The following is a 20,653-nucleotide window of genomic DNA, read 5'->3' as shown; positions in this document are numbered from 1 at the left end:
TCCTGGGTGAAATGCCGCCTCTGTCGTGCCAACGACCTTCCCTTCCGGTTCTCCCCAACCCTAGTTGGGGACCTGTCCGGAAGATCCGGGGCGCCTCACTTCTGTGACCGCGTCCCCCGGGCCATAGGCCTGGCCGTCCCGGAGCATCGGGCGATACATCAGGGCCGCAGGCCACCACACCTGCACCTGCGGCCCCCGAAGCCTTGTTAGTCGTCGCCCTGGACGACCGCGAACCGGTCTGCTGGCACCACCTGCACCGCTCCGCTGACGTGCCACAGCACCAGCACCGGCACTCCCAGCGGCAAGCCGTGTTGGTACCGCTCGTCTGCGGTCGGCATCCGCGCTGTGATCTCCGTGCCCTGGACGGCAGGCAAGCGCGTCAGCACGCGCCTTTCCCTGACCTTGGAACCCACCCTTGGCCACGTCTCGATAAGTCCTTCGCGCGCAGACTCGCCAGCGCTTCCCGGACGGTTGCGCGGCTGACCTCGAACCGCTGCATTAGCCGCAGGTCACCGGACTTGATCTGTGTACGCAGACGGTCGGCCACCTGTTTGACGACCGGCCGATCCGCAGCGCGGTTTACTGGCTCATGCTCCATGGCGACGGACGTTACGTCCGCGATCCGGGCCGCTTACTTGTGGGTATGTACGGACAAGGCGAGCGTGCGACAAGGCATGGCCAGACGGCAAACGCAGAAGCGTCCCGCGTCTCGACGAGCGCGGGGCGCCGGTGCATCGCACACAGAGCTATGGCCCCAGCCGGGCAGACGCTCGCCGCTCCCAGCGATACAGCCGGTCGACCCGCACCTGCTCCACCAAGTGCACCTCATTCACACGCATTTGCACCGGCTCAAGCCGCTCAGCCAACGCCTCGACAACCGGAGCCGCTGGGCCGGCGGTGTTGCTGTAGGCGACGGACACGTGCGGCTCCCAGGTCGGCTCAGCCTCCAACTGATGCGCCCGCACGCGCTTTGCGGACGCGCGGACCGCGTCCCGCACCAGATCCAGGGCCCGCGGCGGCCGGATCCCGAGCACCACAGCCTCGCTATGGATCCACAGCCGGCCGAGTTCCACGGTGACCGGCTCCAGGCCGGCGAGGCGCCGCTGCGCGCTCTCCACCATCCCGTCGACCTCACCGCCGCCGATCTCGTCGCGGAACCCGACGATCTGGGTGGTCATGTGCAGCCACTCCGCCGGGATCATGTCCAGGCCACCGATGCCGGCGAGGCGGTCCTGGTACGCCGCGACGAGGTCGCGGACCGCAGGCTGGTCGTCCAGGAGGATGTGCCAGACCAGCAGCCGCCGGTCGGGGCGCACCCCGGGACGCCACCACCAGTGGTCGGACATCGACTCGGGCAGGGTCACGTGGCCTCCGATGCGGTCAGGGCGCGGTGTTCGAGTGATCCGGCCTGGAACGCGCGGATGCGGGTGCGTAGGTCGGAGGCACAAGGATCGGCCCTGTAGCGGCTGTGGCGCAGCCGCCTGTCCACATCGGTCATGCGCCCGCTGATGGTGACGACCCGGTAGTCCGCCTCGATCCCGAAGACGTCCTCCAGTTCGGCGGCCGCGGCGGCGGGTTCACCGGCCATGACGTGGGCGAGGGCGGCACCGATGCGGACCTGTGCCCACGTCCCGTACACCCACTGGTCCCCGTCCGCCCATGCGTCGTCGGCCTCGCGCGCCGACCGTGCCGCCCACATGGGGTCCCGGGCGCCGAGTCCCACTTGGAGGGCGTAGTTCGCTTGACGTGCCCTAGTGCAGCTCCACGCGTCAGCGGCCAGGTCGGTGGCGGGATGGGCGTCCCGTGCGGCCTGCGCGCGGTCCAAGGCGCGGGTCGCCTCGCGGATGTCTCCTTGGTGCTGGAGTGCGGTCGCTTCCGACACCGCCAGCAGCACCCGTCCACGGCTGCAGGGCGGCGCCAGCTCGTAGCCACAGCGCGCGAGTTGCGCCGCGTCGGCGTACCGGGATTCCCAGCGGGCCGTCTTGGACTGGGCGGCCAGGACCAGGGCGCGGGCGGCGTCAGAGGCAGCCTCGTCCGCGCACGTCCACGCCGCGTACCCGTGGGCGTCGGCCATCCGGTATCGGCCGACGTCCCCAGCGAGCAGTGTCGTCAGCGCGAACAGCTCCGCGCCGATCTGCAGAAGTTCGCGGGTCTGTGCGAGCCGCTGTCGGCCGCTCCGCGCGAGCTGCGTGACACGTGCTTGCAGTTGCAGCGCTTCGCCCAGGACGGTCAGGGGTGGTTGGCGGGCGTAGTCGAAAGCGAGGCGGTGCGCGGCGGTGCGCAGGTACCCGATGGTGCCGTCCCCGACGTTCGATCGCTCCAGCCAGGCGGCGAACACGACCGCGTCGTCAGTGGCGCGGTCGAGCCCGAGTACCCGAGCGGATTCCTCGCCGAACAACTCGCCCTCGGTACGGCCTGTGACCTTGGCGTACAGGACGCGGTATCGGGGTTCGGGGACGTAGCGGCCCGCCTCCCACTGTTTGATCATGTCCGCCAGGGATGGGACGTGCGGCATCCCGTCCCGGTCCCGCGGGTCTGCGGCCTCGCGCAGCAGGCGCGCGAGCCCGCTGCGCGACCAGCGCGGCGGGGCTTCCCGGACCGCGCGCAGGCGCGCGCCAATGGCCTGCTTGTCGCCGGTCGGCACTGCGATGCACCTCTCGCCGGATGAGGGGAGGGTGGCGCCCCCTCCCCGGTCCTCCCCTCATCCTCCCCTGCAACTGAGGCACTCGCCACGGATTCACTTGCCGTAGCCGAATCGCCACTAGCCATAGCGCAGGGAGATGGTCACGGTGCAGCTCCGCCCTTTCGCCTCCGACCCCGGTGAGTATCCGCGAGACGTTTCCCCGGACGAGGCGGCCATCCCCGAGTTCACCTTGCGGCAGTTGCACGACCGCCACGCCGCCGCGATCCAGGCACGGTTCCCCCGGCGTCCTGGCCTGGTACGGAAAGGCGACACGCATGTGGTGGGCGATAGTACCCCGCCGCTCCCAACACGGAGGCGTCCTCGTCGAGGCCGCGACCCCGGCGGCGCTGATGGCCGCGATCGACCAGAACATCGGCCGGACGTCATGACGTCCCGCCACCTGGAGCAGCTCGCCAACGCGCTCATCAAAGGCGGATGGCGGACCCGCACCGACCTCGGCCGGATTCCCGCCGTTGTGCGGGTCTGGCATCCGGACGTGCCGCTCATCGGCGACAACGTCAGCGTCCATCCGGGCCCGGACGGGCAGCCGTGGTTCCACTCCTCCACGGGCGTCCCCGTCGCACCCTGCAACGACGTTCGCCGCGCGGCGAGCGAGGTGGCGGCGCTGCTGCGTCCGTACGTGGATATCGCGCGCGCCGCCGAGCAGCCGACCCGGTGGCCGCCTTGAGACGCCGTACGCCCCTTGCCCGAGCAGTGCAAGCGGGAGCCGTACGACCGCTGACGGTAGCCGCCCAGAGACTCGCGGCCCGGGATGACGGCGCGCTCCCGGGCCGCGGCCCCATCCTCACCAAGCGCGCCGAGGAGGTCACGATGACCACCACCACCGAACGGATGACCACCAGCGTCAAGAACCCCCGCGACCTGGTCATGCCCGAGCAGTTCCAGACCATGGTCGACGACGTCATCTACTTCGACAAGGTGACCCGTCCCTACGCCGAGGCCGGCGTCGCGCAGTTCCTCGTTTTCATGAAGGCGTGGGGCGACACCATGGCCGAGGTCGGCGGTGACCCGCGCGCCTGGGTGAAGTTCGCGCCCTCGCCCGCCGTCGACAAGATCTGGCACCGCTCCATGATGCGAACCCGCACCTTCGCCGAGGTCTGCGACAAGGTCGCGGGCCGGTACATGCACCACCTCCCGATCATGGACGAGGACATCCGGTCCGGCGCCGCGTCCGAGCGCGGCCTCGCGGCGATGCGCGCGACCGGCTACCGCGTCGATCTGGAATGGTGGATGGACGGCGAGTCGTGCTGCCCGGAGAACTGCGCGCAGCCGCCGCTCACCTGACCATCGGCAAGGGATGATCTGTGCCCAGCAGTGACCCGCTCCCCGGAGATCTCCGTGCTGCCATCGAGGCCCGCACCGGGCAGATCGTCGCGGTCGCCCCGGCATCGGCCGGCAACCACGCCGACGTCACCGCCACCCTCCACACCGAGAGCGGGCAGGTGTTCGTCAAGGCGGCACGGAAACTGATCGACGCCGACGGACCGGAGGTGAAGTCGCTGCGCTGGGAAGCCGCGATCAACTCCCACGTCACCGAGTTCGCCCCCCGGCTCCTCTGGAAAGTGGAGGCCGGGGGGTGGCTCGCCCTCGGTTTCGAGCACGTCACCGGCCGCCACGCCGACTACACGCCCGGATCGCCGGACCTGGAACTGCTCGCCAAGGTCGTCCACACGCTCCAGAGCACGCCCTGCCCGGACGTCTTGGCGGCCAAGCGCATCGAACGACGCTGGACGAAGGTCGCCGCGGACGTGACACCGTTCGCCGGTGACACCCTGCTCCACGCCGACCTCAACCCGGCCAACCTCCTCATCACCACGGACGGGGCAGTGCGCCTGGTCGACTGGGCGTTCGTGGCACGGGGCGCCGCGTTCCTGGAGATGGCGCTGTTGGTCCCGTGGCTCCTCAAGGCCGGGCACACGCCTGCCGAGGCCGAGAGGTGGGTCGCGCGGTTCCCGGCGTGGGCTGCGGTGCCTCCGGGGAGTGTCGACTCATTCGCGCATGCGTTCGCGGAGAAGTGGGTGTCCAACCTTGCTGCGCATGGGCGTGCTGCTTGGGCTGTGGAGCATTGCGCGGCTGCTCGCCGCTGGGCCGAGTACCGGCATCGCACTTCTCGGTCGTGAACGACCGAGCTTGGATAACCCATGATCGCATCTCGTCACGGCCAGCTGCCGCGCCGGCGGGCGGTGTCGCGCATGGCGACGAATGCCCACGCCGTGCGCGCCCGGTGCGGTGCGGCCTTGGCATACCGGGGCGCCAACAACGCGCCGGGTTGCTCCACCAAGGTCAAGGTGGACGGGGATCCCTCAGCGGTCGTAGTGTCCGGCTCGTACCTGGGCCGTGAAGGTCTTCCATGACTTCACGCCGAACGTGAGGTGGCCGGCGTCCGGAGCCTTGCTATCTCGCACGCCGGCGCTACCGGCGAGATCAGTAACCTCGACGCACTCGCCGTTGGCACTGCTGTGGCTGCTCTTACGCCATTTGGCAGCAGAAACGTCCGTCTTGCGTCCGTCCACGACCCCTCTGCTCTCCTGGATCGGCTGCTATGCAAGGTCTTGGGCCGCCGCGCGGAAGAGTCGCACTGACTCTCTAGGACTCTGTGCCGCCGCCCTCAGATGGTCGAAGACCAGTTTATATCCGGCGACATTAGTCGCATCCTCCACGAAGAGGGCGCCCATGCCCGTGTCAAGGTAGACGACGTCCGGATCGGGAGCATCGAAGCCTAAGAGGACGAACGAGGTTGCCATGGAGGCGTGCGCTCCGGCCCGAAACGGCAGTACTTGAAGCTGTATGCCGGGCTGCTCGGCGAAGCCGGCAAGTTGCTCGAGTTGTGCACGCATGACCTGAGGGCCTCCAACGACCCGCCGGATGGCCGCCTCGTCAATCACAGCCCACAGTCGCATCGGGTGAGGGCCGGCGAGAATCTTCTGCCGGTCGAGACGCACAGCAACACGGCGCTCGACCGTCTCTGCATCGTCGTCCGGGCGCGCGGCCCGGATGACGGCACGTAGGTAATCCGCTGTCTGGAGGATCCCCGGGATCAGTTGCTGTTGATAGGTGTACATCTCGCGGGCTTCTGTCTCGAGCCCGATGTAGGTGCTGTACTCGGTGGGCAGGACGTCGGCGTAGATCTGCCACCACCCGCGCTGACGCGCCTCGCGAGCAAGGGTGATCAGCGCTTCCCGCTGCTCGCCGTGGACGTCATAGACATCCAGCAGATGGCGCAGGTCTACGGGACGAATCCGGCGATCCCCTTTCTCCCATCGTCCGAGCGTGCTGGGGTTCCACTCGCCGCCAGCGAGATCGGCGACCTGTTCGATGGTCAGTCCTCGTTCTTCTCTGAGACGGCGCAGCTCACGCCTGAGCCGCTTACTGCGGACGGTCGGGCTGGGACGACCGGACATCCAAACCTCCTATTGGCATTTCTCCGTTGGAGGGTTGCCAACGTCGTACAGACATCGCATGCTGTAGTCAGGTTGTCACGGAGGAAGCTCGCCTGGTGGCACAACTGGCCAAGAAGCTCAGGCAGGTCTTGTGATCACAGATGCTTCCGGGCGGCGAACGGCCGTTGGTCTGACCAGGCGTCCACGGAGGGCGGCCGAACAGGAGCGGCCCCGGGTCGGTGCTTGCACCACCGGCCCGGGGCCTTGACCCGACTGCAAAGGAGTCGGACCCATGTCGAAACTACCCAAGTGCTCGCCGCCAGGGGAGCGCCAGGACTGGAGATCGCTGCCGCCGGTGACGGCTCAGCGGCTGGAACTGCTGGTCAGGCTGATGGTCGGCCTGCAAAGCCTCGGACGAGGCTCGGTGCTGTATCTGGAGGGGCGGGCCGAGCCGGTGCTGTCGGTTCCAGTGATGTCGCGACGCCGGTCGGTGGCGGTACCCGTCGTCCAGGACGGAGACGGATGGTCCTACGTGTGGGACGCCGTCCACAAGACCCGGCTCATTCGGTGCGGGCGGCGGCCGAGTTCATCGCGGGAGTGTCTCGGTGAGCGTCTGGGACGAGGTGCAGACCGAGCGAGTGTGTTCGGTGGATGCGCTTGACGTCCGAGATGTTCGTGCGCGGGTGCGGCAGGCACTCACCCGACGCACGGACGCCTTCGACCTCGACGATGTCGACCTGCTGGTGTGCGAGATCGCCACCAACGCCGTCCGGCATAGCGCCAGCGGGCGGCCCGGCGGCGGAGTGTGGGTCACCCTGCTGGTGTCCGCCGCGCGGTTGCGGGTGGAGATCCAGGACGACGGCGGCTCGCGGGGGCGTCCGGTGATACCCGCGCAGAGTTCGGCCTGGAACGAGTGTGGACGCGGCCTTCTCATGGTCCGCGAACTGGCCGACCGCTGGGGCACCCTCCGCGGGGTGGACGGACGCCACGTCGTGTGGTTTGAGCTCCAGGCCGACGGAGATCGCGTCATCAGCTGACGCGTCGTCCCGCCGTGACGTGCCCTTACATAGAGCGCGTTGCGGCGGGGCGACCTACCCGGGGAGGGCTGCCTACGCCGCGCGGGCCCTTTGCCCTCAGTGCGTCCGGCGTTCGTAGGTGCCCTTGTGGTGTTCGTAGAGGGGGTCGGGGGTGTTCCACGCCTCTTCGCGGAGGGTGCGCTTGATGACCTTGTTGGTGGGAGTTCGGGGTAGGGCCTCGGAAATGCGGATGTAGCGGGGGGTCCACTTGGTGCCGAGGTCTGGCTGGGCTTTCAGGAACTCGGTGAATGCTGTGGGGTCGAAGGTCTCGTTCGCGGCCACGGTCACTGCGGCCATGACCTGGTCGCCTACGTGTTCGTCTGGGACGGCGTAGACCGCTACGTCCGTAAAGATTTCGTAGCGTGATAGGAGGCGTTCTACCGGGGCCGCCGCGAAGTTCTCGCCGTCCACGCGGAGCCATTCGTCGTTGCGGCCGGCGAAGTACCAGTAGCCGTTCTCGTCGCGGTAGGCGAGGTCTCCGGACCAGGTCCAGCCGTTGCGGACGCGCTTCGCCGTTGCTTCCGGGTTGTTGTAGTAGCCCTCGAACTTGGCGGCGCCCTGAGTGTCCACGATCTCGCCGATGGCCTCGTCGGCGTTGAGGAGCGTGCCGTTCGCGTCGAATTCGGCGCGGGGGCATTCCTGGAGGGTGTCCGCGTTGATGACCACGGTGCCGGGCTCACCGACTCCGAGGGAGCCGGGGGGTGTGCCGGGGACGCGGGTGAGGCGGATCTCGCCCTCGCTGGAGCCGTAGGAATCGATGACGGTGCAGCCGAAGCGGCGGGCGAATTCGGCGATGTCGCGTTCGTTGGCCTCGTTGCCGAAGGCGATGCGGAGGGAGTTATCGGCGTCGTCCGCCTTCTCTGGGACAGCCAGGATGTAGCTGAGGGGCTTGCCGACGTAGTTGAAGAACGTGACGCCGTGGCGGCGGACGTCCGGCAGGAAGTTCGACGCGGAGAACTTGCGGCGCAGGACGATGCGGCCGCCCGTGGCCACGGCGGGGGCGATGCCGGCCATCAGGGCGTTCGAGTGGAACATCGGCATGACGACGTAGAACACGTCGTCGGCGGTGAGCGAGCGGCGGTCGCGTTGCTGGAGGGCTATCCGGCCTAGGCGGCCCTGGGTGGAGATGACCGCTTTGGGGGCCGACGTCGTGCCGGACGTGAAGACCAGCGAGAAGATCGTCTCGGGTGTGACGGGGGTGAGGGGCGCGGGCGCGGCCTTGGCCAGGTCTTCGCGGTAGGTCTCGGTGTCGATGTTCCGCACCGGGACGTCCACCAGACCGTCCAGGTGCGGGGCGCGGGACGCTTCGGTGACCAGCAGCGCGCAGTCGGTGTGGGTGATGTCGCGGGCCAGTTCCGCGCCCCGGCGGGTCGGGTTCAGCTCGACTACTGGAACTCCGGCCAGTGCCATGCCCAGGAGCCAGAACAGGTGCTCGGGGCCGTTCTCCAGGAAGAGGCCGACGTGGCCGTCGATGCCTTGCACCAGGCCCGCGCGGCGGCGGGACTCGGTGATGACCTCGCGCCACGTCCACGACTCGTCCTCGAAGCTCAGGGCGGTGCGGTCGTCGTCGCCGCGGGCCGCGACCAGCTCCGCGAAGGCGGTCTCCCGAGCGGGACGATCGTCGTGCAGCACGGCGGTCACTCCATGGTCCAGCGGCGGACGGGCCTGGTCTCGATGAAGTCGATCCGCACCGAGCGGCGCGCGAAACGCCAGGTGAGGCCGTCGCGGCGGTACAGGTCGGTGTAGCGGAGGTGCCAGACGAGGTCGGTGACCTCGCCGTTCTCGCGCTCGCTCAGGTGGTGCCCGACGCAAGAGATGTTCCCGGTCGCCGTGCCGCCCTCGCGTCCCTGGTCGAAGACCTGGCCCACGATCTGGTGCGAGGTGAGCGGGACGTCCTCCAGGGCGCGGAGGGCTTCGACGATCCCGTCCCGGCCCTTGTAAGTGCGAGTGGGGCCGAGGGAGTTCGGCGGGTCCGGCAGGACGAGGGCGGCGTCCTTCGTGAAGAGGCCCGCCAGGCTCGTGTACTTGCGCAGGTCGGCGTACAGCGCGTACCGGGCCACGAGGTCGGCGAAGTCGGAGCGCTCCCGCCATGCGATCACGGTCATGTGATCTCGAGACGTTCGGCGCACGCGGAAAGTTCGTCCCGCGCCTCGTTCAGGTCGCGCGTCGGGGTGGCGCTCAGGACGAGGCGGTCGGCGCCGAGCCCGGCGAGTTTCTCCGACTTCTCCGGGGTGATCTTGGCGAGGGCGTGCCCGAGGGTCAGTTCGAGCGCGGAGGGGTCGCGGTCGTTCTTCTCCGCCTCCTCGCGCATGAGCGTCACGAGGGCGGCGAGTTCAACGCCGGCGACGCCGAGCGGCTGGAGGCCGTCGCCGTGGCGGCCGGCGCGGCGCGCGGCGGCCTTGCTGTGGCCGCCGATGTGGATCGGCACGCCGCGCGGCTGGACGGGCTTCGGGTAGCTCATCAGGTTCTTGAACCGGAAGAACTCCCCGTCGTGGGACGCGCCCTCAGGGGCCGTGTCGGCCCAGAGCGCGCGGAGCACCTCGATCTGCTCGTCCGCGCGGCGGCCCCGGGAGTCGAAGTCGGTGCCGCACGCCTCGATCTCCTCGCGCATCCAGCCCATGCCGACGGTCAGCCGCAGCCGGCCACCGGACAGGGCGTCGAGGGTCGCCAGCCGCTTGGCCAGCACGACCGGGTGGTGGTTCGGCAGGACGAGCACGCCGGTGGCCAGCCCGATCCGCGACGTCCGGCCCGCGAGGTACGCGAGGAGGTCGAGCGGGTCGGGGATGTCCAGGTCGTCCGCCAGCTCCATCTTCCCGGACGCGTCGTACGGGTACACGCTGTCGTAGCGCGAGGCGACGACGGCGTGCTCGACGGCGACGAGCGACTCGAAGCCGCACGCCTCGGCGTGCTCGGCGTACGCACCGATCCAGGCCGGGTCCGCGGTGACTCCTGCGGCGACCGGCAGCAGGACGGCGTGCTTCATCCGCCCGCCGCCTTGCGGCCGGCGCGGCGGCCGAAGAAGGTGCCGTCGCCGAGCGAGGTGCCGCTGATGTAGCCCTCGCCGTGGATGCCGGACGCCGTGCGGCCCGCCGCGTACAGGCCGGTGATCCGCTCGCCGGAGTTGTTCAGCACCTCTCCGTCGACGGTCGTGTGCAGGCCGCCGAGGGTGAAGCCGCCCGCGCCGGTCCCGGCGCCCATCCTGCCCGCGCCGAAGAAGCCGTCGCGGGGGTCGATCGCCGCGAACGGGCCCTTGAGCGGACGCAGCCATTTGGCGTCCTTGTGGAAATAGGGGTCCTCGCCCTGCTCCGCGTGGCGGTTGTAGGTCTCGATGGTCGCCTCGAGCGCGCCCGGCGGCAGGCCGAGCGACTCCGCCAGCTCGGTGGCGGTCTCCCCCGCGTGGACGGGGCGGACGCCCCACATGTCGGCCTCGTCGATGTCCTCGTACCCGGCCTCGTCGATGATCGCCCAGAACGGGCCGGTCCGGTGCTGGACGGCCTTGTGGCTGAACAGGCCGGGGTAGACGTCCTCGTTGATGAAGCGCTGGCCGAGGCCGTCCACGAGCATGCCCCGGCAGATCACGGCGGGGTTCGCGGTGAGGGCGATCTCGACGGACGCCATCCGGCGGGTCGCGGCGCCGGCCGCGGTCGCGATCTTGATGCCGGAGCCGTCGCTCGTCCCGTCGCTGACCTTGTCGTGGCCGAGCAGGATGGGCGCGTGGTCGGCGAGCATGTCCTCGTTGTCGACGAACCCGCCGGTGGTGAGGACGACGCCGCGCCGCGCCCGGTACACGACCCGGTCGGAGAACTTGCGGGCCACGACACCGACGACGCGGCCGTCCTCGACGACGAGGTTGGTGGCGACGGTGTCCTGATGGGCGACGGCACCGGCTGCGGTGGCCGCGCCGATCAGCTTCTCCATGAGGATGCCGCCCGCGAACATGGTGGTGGCGGGGCGGTGCCCGCGCGGAGCGGGCTTGGCGATCGTGTTGTACGGCCAGGCGTTCTCGCCCAGCCACATCAGGCCGTCCTCGGTGTACGGCATCCAGCCCGGCTTCTCGAACAGCGTGGGCTTGAACGGGACGCCGCACGCGCGGAACCACTCGAAGTGCTCCACGCTGCCGTCGCAGTACAGGCGGAGCTTCTCCTCGTCCGCGTGCGGGCCGAGCGCGGCCTTGAGGAAGGCGAACATGTCGTCGGGGGTGTCGTCGAACCCGCACGCCTTCTGCACCTCGGTGCCGCCGCCGAGGTACAGCTCGCCGCCCGACTGGGCGGACGTACCGCCGGGGCCGCTCGACCGTTCCAGGACGAGCACGTCCGCGCCCGCCGCCGCGGCCTCCTGCGCCGCCGCCGCGCCCGCCGCGCCGAACCCGACCACGAGGACGTCGCACTCGTGGTCGAAGGTGACGTCGGCGGCGCCGACGGGTTCCACCGATGCCATCGGTTCAGCCCTCCTGCGGCGGGGTGAAGGCGGCGAGCGGCTCGGACCCGGACCAGTCGTGGCCCCAGTAGCTGTCCGCGCTGATCTCCTCGGCCGTGTAGTACGCCTCGTCGACGAGCATCCCGTCGGTCCCGTACTCGATGTCCCAGCCGCCGGGGGCCCGCACGTAGAAGGAGATCATCTTGTCGTTGGTGTGGCGGCCGAGCGTGGACGAGATCGAGAAGCCCATCCGGCCCACGTTGTCGAGGGCGCGGCCGACCGCGTCCAGGGTGTCGACCTCCACCATCAGGTGGACGAGGCCGGGCTCACCGTCGTGCGGGGCGGGGCACACGGCGAGGCTGTGGTGCCGCCGGTTGACGCCCATGAACCTGACGCGCATGCCGCCGCCGACGTTGAACGCGCCGCGCGGCACGAACCCGAGGACCCGCTGGTAGAAGTCCACGACCTCCTTGTGCCGGGAGGACGGCAGGACGACGTGGCCCATGCCCTGCTCGCCCGTGACGAACGTCTGGGCGAGCCCGGTCCGGACGGGGCTGTGGTCGAGGGCGGGCCCGAAGAACACCTCGACGGGGGTGCCGCCGGGATCGGTGAACGCGATGACCCGCTCGGCGTACCGCTCCGCCGCCTCGTCCCGCGATAGGAGGGTCACCTCGACGCCGGCCTTCTCGACGGCCTCCTGGACGGCGGCGAGCGCGTACTGGTCGCGGACCTCCCAGCCGACCGCGAGCACCTTGTCGGAGTCGCCCGGCAGGACCGCGAGCCGGTGCTTGCGCTCGTCCATCCGCAGGTACAGGCCGTCCGGGTCGGGTCCGGTGCCCTCGGCGAAGCCGAGCGCGTCGATGGTCAGCTCGCGCCAGCGGTCGAGATGCTGCGTCTGCACCTTCAGGTAGCCGAGCCCGCGGATCTGCGTCATTGCTGCGTCGTCCTTCGTTCGGGAGGTCGTCTCTCAGATCATGGAGCGCATCGGGCCCTGCGGGGGCTCGATGCCGAGGTCGGTGAGCGCGGCCACGTGGTAGAGCGAACCGGGGACGTGGATCGCGTGCGCGAGGCCGACGTGCGCGTCCCGCCAGAACCGCTGGATCGGGTTGTCGACGCGCATCGCGTTGCCGCCGGACCGGACGACGATCTCGGTCATCGCCTGGACGGCCCGCCACGCGGCCCGGGTCTGGGTGCGGCGGCCGGCGGCGCGGTCGGCGAACGAGATCTCCTCGCCCGCGGCGACGCGGTCGTACATGCGGCTGACGTTGTCGAGCAGCGCCGTGCGGGACGCCTTGATCTCCTCGGCCGCCTCACTGATCGCGTACAGCACGTACGGGTCGTCCTTGATCTTCGTGCCGGTGATCTGGACGCGGGTCCGCTGGTAGGCGAGGTGGTGGTGCAGGGCGCCCTCGCAGATCCCGATGACGGCGGCGGTGATGCCGAGCGGGAACGCGCAGGAGAACGGCAGCAGGTAGCCGGGGTCGCCGAGGCCGGCCTCGCGGGCGTAGGAGCCGTCCACGACCTTGCCGTACTGGAGCGTGCGGTACGCGGGGACGAACGCGTCCTTGACGATGATGTCCTTGCTGCCGGTGCCGCGCAGTCCCGCGACGTCCCAGGAGTCCTCGACGATCTCGTAGTCGGAGCGCGGCAGGATCATGTGCAGCGACCGCGGCGGCATCACCATCTTGCCGTCGGCGTCGCCGAGCATCGCACCGAGGAAGATCCAGTCGCAGTGGTCGGTGCCGGACGAGAACTGCCAGCGGCCGTTGAAGACGTAGCCGCCGTCCACGGGACGGGCGATGCCCATCGGCGCGTACGGGGAGGCGATCCACGTGTCGGGGTCCTCGCCCCAGACCTCTTCCTGGACCTTCGGGTCCGCGTACGCCATCTCCCACGGGTGGATGCCGACGATGCCGGCGATCCAGCCGGTGGAGCCGTCCAGGGACGCGACGCCCATCACGGTCTCGGCGAACTCGCGGGGGTGGACCTGGAGGCCGCCGTACTTCTTCGGCTGCAGCATCCGGATCGTGCCGGAGTCGCGGAGGATCTTCGCGGCCTGGTCGTCGAGCCGCCCGAGCCGCTCGTTGGCCGGGCCGAGCGCGCGGATCTCCTCCGCCCGCTCCATGATGGTGTCGAGTACACGGTTCGTCATCGCCTGTCTCCCTGTAGTCGTCGGTCAGCCGTCGTAGCTGATCTTGAGGCGGTCGCTGACCGGTCTCGCCTGGCAGGCGAGGATGAGCCCGTCGGCGAGATCCTGCTCGTCCAGGACGGTGTTGGCGTCCAACGCCACTTCGCCCTCCAGCACCACACAGGCGCAGGCGGAGCAGGAACCCTCCCGGCAGGAGAAGGGGGCGTCCACCCCGGCGCGCAGCAGGGCGTCGAGGAGCACCTCGGACGCCTGCCACGGCAGGGTCGTCGTCGCGCCGTCCAGCTCGGCCTCGACCTCGACCTCGGCGGCGGCCCCGCCCGTGTCCTCCCCCTCGGCGCCGCCGGACGCCTCGGGCTCGGCGAACGGGTCGCCGGTGAGCGAGAAGAACCGCTCGACGTGCACCCGGATGCCGAGGTCGGGCAGGGTCTCCTCGGCCAGCGCCATGAACGGCTCCGGCCCGCAGACGAACGCCTGCCGGCCCCCGTACGGACGGGCCAGCCCGCGCAGCGCGGCGGGCGTCGGCAGCCCCTGCACCGTCTGGAGCCAGTGCACGACCGTGAGCCGGTCCCCGTGCGCGGCGACGAGCTCCCGCAGCTCCTCGGCGAAGATCACCGAGTTCTCGTCGCGGTTCGCGTAGAGCAGCGCGACGGACCCGCGGCCCCCGGCCAGGACCGACTTCAGGATCGACATCACCGGGGTGATGCCGCTGCCGCCCGCCAGCAGCAGGACGTCCTCGTCCAGCGACGCGGGGGTGAACGTCCCGGCCGGGCGCAGCACCTCCAGCACGTCGCCGGCGGTGACGTTGTCGCAGATCCAGTTGGACCCGAGGCCGCCCTCGACCCGCTTCACCGTGACCTTCATCCGGTCCCCGGCGACGGGCGAGCTGCACAGCGAGTAGCACCGGGCCGCGTACCCGTCCCCGCACGGGACCCGGATGGTGAGGAACTGGCCGGGCCGGTAGGTGAACCGCTCGCGGTCACCTTCGGCGGGTTCGAGCACGAGGGAGTTCGCGTCCGCGGTCTCCCTGACGACCTCGACGACCCGGGCCTTGAGCGAGGTGTTCATCAATCGTCCGTGATCAACCCCGCGGCGTGCCTGGCCGCGATGTAACCGAACACGATCGAGGGGCCGATGGTCGCGCCGGGACCGGCGTACTCGTTGCCCATCACCGACGCGGACGTGTTGCCCGTCGCGTACAGGCCGTCGATGACCGACCCGTCGCCGCGCAGCACCCGGGAGTGCTCGTCGCAGACAAGGCCGCCCTTGGTGCCGAGGTCGCCGACCTCCAGCTTGAACGCGTAGTACGGGGCCGAGTCGAGCACGTCCATGCACGGGTTCTTCAGGTTCGGGTCGCCGTAGTAGCGGTCGTAGGCGCTCTCGCCCCGGCCGAACTCCGGGTCCTCGCCCGCGCGGGCGTACCCGTTGAACTTCTCGACGGTGTCCGCCAGCGCGTCGCCCGGGACGCCGATCTGCTCCGCGAGCTGCTCCAGGGTGTCGGCCTTGAACGCGATGCCCTTTTCGTAGAAGCCCTTCGGGATCGGCGCGCCGGGCAGGATCTGCGCGAACGGGTAGCGGGCGCGGCCCTTGGCGTCCATCACGAACCAGGCCGGGACGTGCCCGCCCTCCAGCTGGTCGTGGACGAAGTTGACGTAGGGCGCCGACTCGTTGGTGAACCGGCGGCCGTTCGACGACACGATCACCGAGCGCGGGATGGAGCGCTCCGACACCAGCGGGATGACCGCGCCCATCGGGTGCCGGACGGCCGGCATCCACCACGCGTCGTCCATGAAGTCGAGGGCGGCGCCGAGCCTCTCCCCCACGGCGATGCCGTCGCCGGTGTTCTCCCGGGCGCCCATCGCGTAGTTCTCTTTGCCGCCCTTCGGGAGGTACTGGTCGCGCATCGTCTGGTTGTGGTCGAAACCGCCGGACGCGAGGAGGACGCCGCGACGGCCTCGGATTCGCTGCGTCCGCCCCTCGCGCTCGATCACGACGCCGGTGACGCGGCCGTCCTCGTCGGTGATGAGCTCGGTCATCTTGGTGCGCAGCCAGAGCGGGACGCCGGCGTCCTTGAGCGCCATGCGGAGCCGCGCGGCGAGCGCCCGCCCGCCGGTCGACATGTGCCGGCGCCGGATCACGTTGGACGACACGCGCCACGCCGCGACCAGCGACGCCTTGCGGCCCTGCCACGTCCGCTTCGCCATGGCGAGGTCGTGGTAGTCCTTGCTCGTCACCCAGAGCCCGAGCGGGCCCTTCATGTTGTTCGGGCGCTGGAACTTCTCGTCCTCGCCGAGCTTTCGGGTGTCGAACGGCTTGGCCTCGATCGACCGGCCCAGCGGGCGGCCGCCCTCCAGCTCGGGGTGGTAGTCGGCGTACCCCTTGGTCCAGAAGAACTGGACCCACTTGCTGCGGCACAGCAGCTCCATCGCCGCCGGGCCGTTGTCGACGAACGCGTCCAGCCGCGCCGCCGGGACCTTGCCCTCGGTGAGGAGGTCCAGGTAGCGGCGGATCGACTCGCGGCTGTCGTCGTGGCCCTTCGCCTTCAGCACCGGGTTGTTCGGGATCCAGATCCCGCCGCCGGAGATGCTCGTGGAGCCGCCGAACCGCTTGCCCTTCTCGACGATCAGCGGCTTCAGGCCCGCGTCGGCCGCGGTCAGCGCGGCGGCCATCCCGCCGCCGCCGCTGCCCACGATCACGAGGTCGTACTCGGCGTCCCAGCCGCCCTGCTCGCTCATCAGGTGTCCTTCCTGGTGAGGAACGCGAGGACGGCGGACTCCCACGCGTCCTTCTGCTCGATCATCACCCAGTGCCCGCAATTGGGGAAAATGTTGACCTGCACGTCGGGGATCGTCCGCATTGGGACGAGGCACATGTCGACCGGGCTGACCCGGTCGTCCCGCCCCCACGTGATGAGGGTGCGCGCCTTCAGCCTGTGGAGCATCGCCCAGTACGGCGGGGCGTCGGAGGCGGCCATCGCCTTCGCCCGCATCGCGAACGCCTTCGACCCGTACATGCGCCGCGCGGCGGCGAGCGTGTCGGGGTCGGTCGCCTGCGCCCAGCGCTCCTCGATCATCTCCTCGGTGACGACGGCCGGGTCGTGGACCATGGAGGTCAGCCACCGGACGAGGCCCTCGCGGGTCGGGTCGTCGGTGAACTCCATCAGCAGCCGGATGCCCTCGCCGGGACCCGGGCTGAAGATGTTCGTGCCGATCCCGCCGACCGTGACGAGCCGCCGCACGCGGTCCGGCGCGGCGAGCGCCACCTGCGTGCCGATGATGCCGCCCATCGAGTTGCCGATGACGTCGACCCGGTCGAGGCCCAGCCCGTCCAGGAACCGGGTCACCGCGGGGCCCGCGCCGAGCATCGGGTGCTCGCCGGTGGGATCGCTCACCCCGAAGCCGGGCAGCTCCAGGACGAGGCACCGGAAGTGCTCGGAGAACCGGGCGAGGTTGCCGCCGAAGTTGCGCCAGCCGGTCACGCCGGGGCCGGAGCCGTGCAGCATCAGCAGCGGCGGACCGTCGCCGGCCTCGTGGTACCGCAGGATGCCCTGGTCGGTGGCGAGTTCGCGCGCCGTCGCCTCGTGGGTCAGCTCCGTGGGCATGGTCTCTCATCCTCTAGGGGGCTTGCGGGGAACGTAATCAGCGCGTGGTCATGGTCACGAGGGAGGATCCCGATCAGCGGGACGCGCACCGGCGGAGCGTTCCCGCCGGCCGGCGGGGGGCCTGCTTCCACTCAACGGGATCCCCTTGCGCCGGAGGGGTACCGCATGCCTACCTTCCAGTACCGACCTGATTCGGGAACCGGGCCGCGACGGCCGCCGCCGGCGCCGCCCGCGCCCCCCGACCAGCCCAGAGGTGGAGCGATGACAGCCGAGCCAGTGATCTCCGCGGACCCCGGCCCCGCCGGCTCCCCCGACCCCGCCGAGTTCCGCCGGGCGATGGCCGAGTTCGCGACCGGGGTCACCGTGATCACCGCCGTGGACGACGGCGAGCCCGTCGGCTTCGCCTGCCAGTCGTTCGCGTCGGTGTCCCTCGAACCGCCGCTCATCCTGTTCTGCGCCGACCACCGCGGCCGCTCGTGGCCCCGGATCCGGTCGGCGGGGCGCTTCTGCGTCAACGTCCTCGCCGAGGACCAGCGCGACCTGTGCGGGCGGTTCGGTTCCAGCAAGGGCGCCAAGTTCGAGGGCCTCGACTGGGACCTGTCCGCGTGGGGCACCCCGCAGCTGCGGGACGTTCTGCTGAACGTCCACGCCGAGGTGCACGCCGTCCACCGCGCCGGGGACCACGACGTCGTCATCGGCCGCGTGCTCGGCCTGCACCTCCCGGACCGCGCCGACCGTCCGATGCTCTTCTTCCGGAGCCGCTTCGGGGTGAACGAGCCGGACGCCCCGATCGCCCCCGACCCGTGGGGCCGGGGCGACCGCTGGGGCTGGGGCTGACCTCACCTGCCGGGCTCACATCCAGTCGCCGCGGGAGTCGACGGCCATGAGGCGGTTCATCGTCTCGGGCGACCAGGTCGCGTCCTCCTCCGCCCCGCCCGGCTGCGGGCGGCGGGCGCGCGGCACGGCGGACGCGCGCGGCGGGCGGCGGCGCACGGCCGCCTGGCCCGGGAACAGCACCTGGGACGCCTCGCGCGCGGCGGTGACGACCAGCGGCGCGACGTTCTCCAAGGGGGTGTGGATGTCGCCGACCAGGGAGATGCCGGCGACCGGGCCCTCCGCGCCGCGGATCGCGGCGGCCACGCACGCGATGCCGGGGAACGACTCGCCGCGCTCGAACGCGAGGCCGCGGCGCTGCCGGATCCGGTGCAGCTCCTGGTGCAGGGTGCCGAGCTCGCCGATGGTGCGGCTGGTGAACCGGCTGATCTCGCCGCCGAGCAGGACGTCCACCTGCTCGGGCTCCAGCCAGGCGAGCATGGCCTTGCCGAGCGCGGTGCCGTGCGCGGGCACGCGGCCGCCGACGCGGGACGGCACCGACGTGGCGAGCCGTCCGCCGAGCTTGTCGAGGTAGAAGACCTCGGCGCCGTCGAGGACCGCGAGGTGCGCGACGAGCCCGGTGGTGACCTGGAGCTGGTGCAGCATCGGCGCGGCGGCCTCGCGGATCTTGCCGTGCCCGCCGTCCTGCCCGCCGAGGCCGAGCGCGCGCTGCCCGAGGCCATAGCCGAAGGAGTGGTGCGCGAGCCAGCGCTGCCGGACGAGCTGGTCCAGGATGCGGTGCGCGGTGGAGCGCGGGAGCCCGGTGCGGCGCGCGACGTCCTCCAAGGTGAGCCGGGCCGAGGGGCCGCTGAACGCGTCCAGGATCAGGGTCATCCGCTCGATCATCGATGGCGGCGACTCCCGCCGCGTGGACGTGACCTCGGCCATCACATCTCCAATCGACTGAAATGAATTCTTGTTCTTTGGACTGTAGCAAGCGTGACGACGGAACGAAAGACCTGCAATAGTGGCTGGTCAGGCGAGCCTCACCCGCCCCATGAGCCGTCTGGCGCCGTCGGGCGACCAAGTAGAACGTTTTCCTGTTGAGAGGTGATCAGCGATGCGCGTCGGGATCGTCACGCCCGTAGTGGCCCAGCCGCCGCCCGGCCCCGCGCCCTGGGAACCGGACGCCGGCATCGAGGAGATCGGCGCCGTCGCCGAGGACGCCGACCGGCTCGGCTACCACCACCTGACCTGCAGCGAGCACGTCGCCGTCCCCGAGGAGACCGCCGCCGGGCGCGGCGCCGTCTACTGGGACCCGCTCGCCACCTTCGGCTACCTCGCCGCCCGCACCGCCCGGATCCGGCTCGCCACCCAGGTCCTCGTCCTCGGCTACCACCACCCCCTGGCGATCGCGAAGCGCTACGGCACCCTCGACCGGGTCAGCGGCGGCCGCCTCGTCCTGGGCTTCGGCGTGGGCAGCCTGGAGGAGGAGTTCGACCTGCTCGGCGCGCCCTTCGCGGACCGCGGCGCCATCGCCGACGACGCCCTTGCCGCGCTGCGGGCCTCCCTGGGCGTCCGCGTCCCCTCCTACCAGGGGCCGCACTACTCCTTCTCGGGCATGGTGGTCGAGCCGCACGCCGTCCAGCCCCGCGTCCCGTTCTGGATCGGCGGCCGCACCGCCCGCTCCCTCCGCCGCGCCCTGACCGCCGACGGCTGGGTCCCCTTCGGCCTCCCCCTGGACGCCCTGGCCGCGATGCTCGCGTCGGCCGACGTCCCGCCCGGCTTCGACGTGGTGCTCGCCCCGTCCCGTGCCCTGGACCCCATCGGCGACCCCGACGGTGCGGTCAAGGCACTGACCCGCCTCCGCGACGCCGGCGCGACCATCGCGGGCGTCCGGCTGGAGTCGGCCTCCCCCGCCCATTACCGCGAGCAGCTCGAGGCTCTCCGCGACCTCGACACCGACGTCCTGACCTGGGGAGAGAAGCCGTGAACGACCGCCTGGCGGCGCTGGAGTCCCGCGTCCGCGCCCTGGAGGACGAGCGGGCGATCACCCGCCTGATCCTCTCCTACGGCCCCCTGGTCGACAGCGGCCGCGCCGCCGAGGTGGCCGCGCTCTGGTCCGAGGACGGCGTCTACGACGTGGACGAGATCATGATGACGGGCCGCCCGGAGATCGAGGCGATGGTCCGCTCCACCCCCCACCAGCGCTGGATCGCCGGCGGCTGCGCTCACGTCGTCGGCCCCCCGCACGTCACGGTCACCGGCGACACCGCCACCGCGGTCGGCTACACCATGATGATCGTCAACACTCCGGACGGCTTCACCCTGCGCCGCGCCACCGCCAACCACTGGACCCTGGCCCGCACGGAGTCCGGCTGGACCGCGACGAACCGCACCAACCGCGTCCTGGACGGCCGCGAGGAGTCCCCCGACCTCCTCGCCTCCCACTTCCCCCGGGCCGCCCCCCACGTCCCCTGACCGGACCCGGCCGCCTTCCGACACCCGTCCGCCGGT

The 20,653-nt window shown here is 70.8% G+C and carries 22 protein-coding genes; 7 read left to right on the top strand and 15 right to left on the bottom strand.

Annotated elements, in window-relative coordinates; translation table 11 throughout:
* Nucleotides 1–206: 206 nt before the first annotated feature.
* The 3 genes from IE99_RS0114725 to IE99_RS29190 form a co-directional block, all read right to left on the bottom strand.
* Nucleotides 207–386, bottom strand: a complete 180-nt coding sequence (locus IE99_RS0114725) for a hypothetical protein (RefSeq protein WP_030169896.1) — start codon at nucleotides 384–386, stop codon at nucleotides 207–209.
* A gap of 360 nt (nucleotides 387–746) precedes the next feature.
* Nucleotides 747–1,364: a 2'-5' RNA ligase family protein gene (locus IE99_RS0114720; protein WP_051712515.1), complete on the bottom strand. Its 618-nt coding sequence runs from the start codon at nucleotides 1,362–1,364 to the stop codon at nucleotides 747–749.
* Nucleotides 1,361–2,644 carry a hypothetical protein gene (locus IE99_RS29190; protein WP_037559389.1) on the bottom strand — a complete coding sequence of 428 codons (1,284 nt, stop codon included), beginning with the start codon at nucleotides 2,642–2,644 and terminating at the stop codon, nucleotides 1,361–1,363. Before IE99_RS29190 ends, IE99_RS0114720 begins: the two co-directional genes overlap by 4 nt.
* Nucleotides 2,645–3,068: 424 nt before the next feature.
* On the opposite strand from IE99_RS29190, the gene IE99_RS0114705 reads away from it, so the two are divergent.
* The 3 genes from IE99_RS0114705 to IE99_RS0114695 all read left to right on the top strand — a co-directional run bounded on the left by IE99_RS0114705 (nucleotide 3,069) and on the right by IE99_RS0114695 (nucleotide 4,824).
* Nucleotides 3,069–3,371 carry a hypothetical protein gene (locus IE99_RS0114705; RefSeq protein WP_030169886.1) on the top strand — a complete coding sequence of 101 codons (303 nt, stop codon included), beginning with the start codon at nucleotides 3,069–3,071 and terminating at the stop codon, nucleotides 3,369–3,371.
* A 143-nt stretch (nucleotides 3,372–3,514) separates the two neighbouring features.
* Nucleotides 3,515–3,988: a glycine-rich domain-containing protein gene (locus IE99_RS0114700; RefSeq protein WP_030169883.1), complete on the top strand. Its 474-nt coding sequence runs from the start codon at nucleotides 3,515–3,517 to the stop codon at nucleotides 3,986–3,988.
* Between the two features lie 20 nt (nucleotides 3,989–4,008).
* Nucleotides 4,009–4,824, top strand: coding sequence for a protein kinase family protein (locus IE99_RS0114695; RefSeq protein ID WP_051712514.1), 816 nt, complete (start codon nucleotides 4,009–4,011; stop codon nucleotides 4,822–4,824).
* Nucleotides 4,825–5,007: 183 nt separating this feature from the next.
* Here the strand turns inward: IE99_RS0114695 and IE99_RS31165 are convergent, their stop codons facing one another.
* Both IE99_RS31165 and IE99_RS0114690 read right to left on the bottom strand, forming a co-directional pair.
* A complete protein-coding gene (locus IE99_RS31165) occupies nucleotides 5,008–5,217 on the bottom strand; it encodes a DUF397 domain-containing protein (protein WP_084219498.1) in 210 nt (69 codons plus the stop codon).
* A 27-nt stretch (nucleotides 5,218–5,244) separates the two neighbouring features.
* The gene (locus IE99_RS0114690; protein ID WP_030169877.1) at nucleotides 5,245–6,105 is read right to left on the bottom strand and encodes a helix-turn-helix domain-containing protein; all 861 of its coding nucleotides are present in this window, start codon (nucleotides 6,103–6,105) and stop codon (nucleotides 5,245–5,247) included.
* Nucleotides 6,106–6,689: 584 nt separating this feature from the next.
* Here IE99_RS0114690 and IE99_RS0114685 point away from each other — a divergent pair.
* Nucleotides 6,690–7,121, top strand: a complete 432-nt coding sequence (locus IE99_RS0114685) for an ATP-binding protein (protein ID WP_051712513.1) — start codon at nucleotides 6,690–6,692, stop codon at nucleotides 7,119–7,121.
* 96 nt (nucleotides 7,122–7,217) lie between these two features.
* Here IE99_RS0114685 and IE99_RS0114680 read toward each other — a convergent pair whose 3' ends face one another.
* From IE99_RS0114680 to IE99_RS0114640, 9 genes are read right to left on the bottom strand one after another with little or no spacing between them, the layout of a single operon-like run.
* Complete coding sequence (locus tag IE99_RS0114680) at nucleotides 7,218–8,792, bottom strand: AMP-binding protein (protein WP_245623207.1); 1,575 nt, start codon at nucleotides 8,790–8,792, stop codon at nucleotides 7,218–7,220.
* Nucleotides 8,793–8,797: 5 nt separating this feature from the next.
* The gene (locus IE99_RS0114675; RefSeq protein WP_030169869.1) at nucleotides 8,798–9,265 is read right to left on the bottom strand and encodes a nuclear transport factor 2 family protein; all 468 of its coding nucleotides are present in this window, start codon (nucleotides 9,263–9,265) and stop codon (nucleotides 8,798–8,800) included.
* Nucleotides 9,262–10,143 carry an LLM class F420-dependent oxidoreductase gene (locus tag IE99_RS0114670; RefSeq protein ID WP_030169866.1) on the bottom strand — a complete coding sequence of 294 codons (882 nt, stop codon included), beginning with the start codon at nucleotides 10,141–10,143 and terminating at the stop codon, nucleotides 9,262–9,264. The genes IE99_RS0114675 and IE99_RS0114670 overlap by 4 nt, the downstream gene beginning before the upstream one ends.
* A complete protein-coding gene (locus IE99_RS0114665) occupies nucleotides 10,140–11,597 on the bottom strand; it encodes an FAD-dependent oxidoreductase (protein ID WP_030169863.1) in 1,458 nt (485 codons plus the stop codon). The genes IE99_RS0114670 and IE99_RS0114665 overlap by 4 nt, the downstream gene beginning before the upstream one ends.
* A 4-nt stretch (nucleotides 11,598–11,601) precedes the next feature.
* Nucleotides 11,602–12,510, bottom strand: a complete 909-nt coding sequence (locus tag IE99_RS0114660; RefSeq protein ID WP_030169860.1) for a VOC family protein — start codon at nucleotides 12,508–12,510, stop codon at nucleotides 11,602–11,604.
* A gap of 33 nt (nucleotides 12,511–12,543) precedes the next feature.
* A complete protein-coding gene (locus IE99_RS0114655; RefSeq protein ID WP_030169857.1) occupies nucleotides 12,544–13,728 on the bottom strand; it encodes an acyl-CoA dehydrogenase family protein in 1,185 nt (394 codons plus the stop codon).
* 24 nt (nucleotides 13,729–13,752) lie between these two features.
* Nucleotides 13,753–14,790, bottom strand: coding sequence for a ferredoxin--NADP reductase (locus IE99_RS0114650; protein WP_030169854.1), 1,038 nt, complete (start codon nucleotides 14,788–14,790; stop codon nucleotides 13,753–13,755).
* Entirely contained in the window at nucleotides 14,790–16,457 is a 1,668-nt protein-coding gene (locus tag IE99_RS0114645) for an FAD-binding protein (protein WP_030169852.1), read from the bottom strand. Before IE99_RS0114645 ends, IE99_RS0114650 begins: the two co-directional genes overlap by 1 nt.
* The gene (locus tag IE99_RS0114640) at nucleotides 16,457–17,323 is read right to left on the bottom strand and encodes an alpha/beta fold hydrolase (RefSeq protein ID WP_030169850.1); all 867 of its coding nucleotides are present in this window, start codon (nucleotides 17,321–17,323) and stop codon (nucleotides 16,457–16,459) included. Before IE99_RS0114640 ends, IE99_RS0114645 begins: the two co-directional genes overlap by 1 nt.
* A gap of 261 nt (nucleotides 17,324–17,584) precedes the next feature.
* Between IE99_RS0114640 and IE99_RS0114635 the strand changes: the two genes are divergently transcribed.
* Entirely contained in the window at nucleotides 17,585–18,160 is a 576-nt protein-coding gene (locus IE99_RS0114635) for a flavin reductase family protein (RefSeq protein WP_030169848.1), read from the top strand.
* A 15-nt stretch (nucleotides 18,161–18,175) separates the two neighbouring features.
* Here the strand turns inward: IE99_RS0114635 and IE99_RS0114630 are convergent, their stop codons facing one another.
* Nucleotides 18,176–19,084, bottom strand: a complete 909-nt coding sequence (locus IE99_RS0114630; protein WP_030169846.1) for an IclR family transcriptional regulator — start codon at nucleotides 19,082–19,084, stop codon at nucleotides 18,176–18,178.
* A 172-nt stretch (nucleotides 19,085–19,256) separates the two neighbouring features.
* Between IE99_RS0114630 and IE99_RS0114625 the strand changes: the two genes are divergently transcribed.
* Both IE99_RS0114625 and IE99_RS0114620 read left to right on the top strand, forming a co-directional pair.
* Nucleotides 19,257–20,129 (top strand): TIGR03619 family F420-dependent LLM class oxidoreductase, encoded by an 873-nt coding sequence (locus tag IE99_RS0114625; protein WP_030169844.1) that lies wholly within the window; start codon nucleotides 19,257–19,259, stop codon nucleotides 20,127–20,129.
* Nucleotides 20,126–20,617 carry a nuclear transport factor 2 family protein gene (locus tag IE99_RS0114620; RefSeq protein WP_030169841.1) on the top strand — a complete coding sequence of 164 codons (492 nt, stop codon included), beginning with the start codon at nucleotides 20,126–20,128 and terminating at the stop codon, nucleotides 20,615–20,617. Before IE99_RS0114625 ends, IE99_RS0114620 begins: the two co-directional genes overlap by 4 nt.
* Nucleotides 20,618–20,653 lie beyond the last annotated feature (36 nt).

The sequence above is a fragment of the Spirillospora albida genome (genome assembly GCF_000718255.1).
GTDB lineage: Bacteria > Actinomycetota > Actinomycetes > Streptosporangiales > Streptosporangiaceae > Spirillospora > Spirillospora albida.
This window is presented reverse-complemented; position numbering and strand designations above follow the sequence as displayed.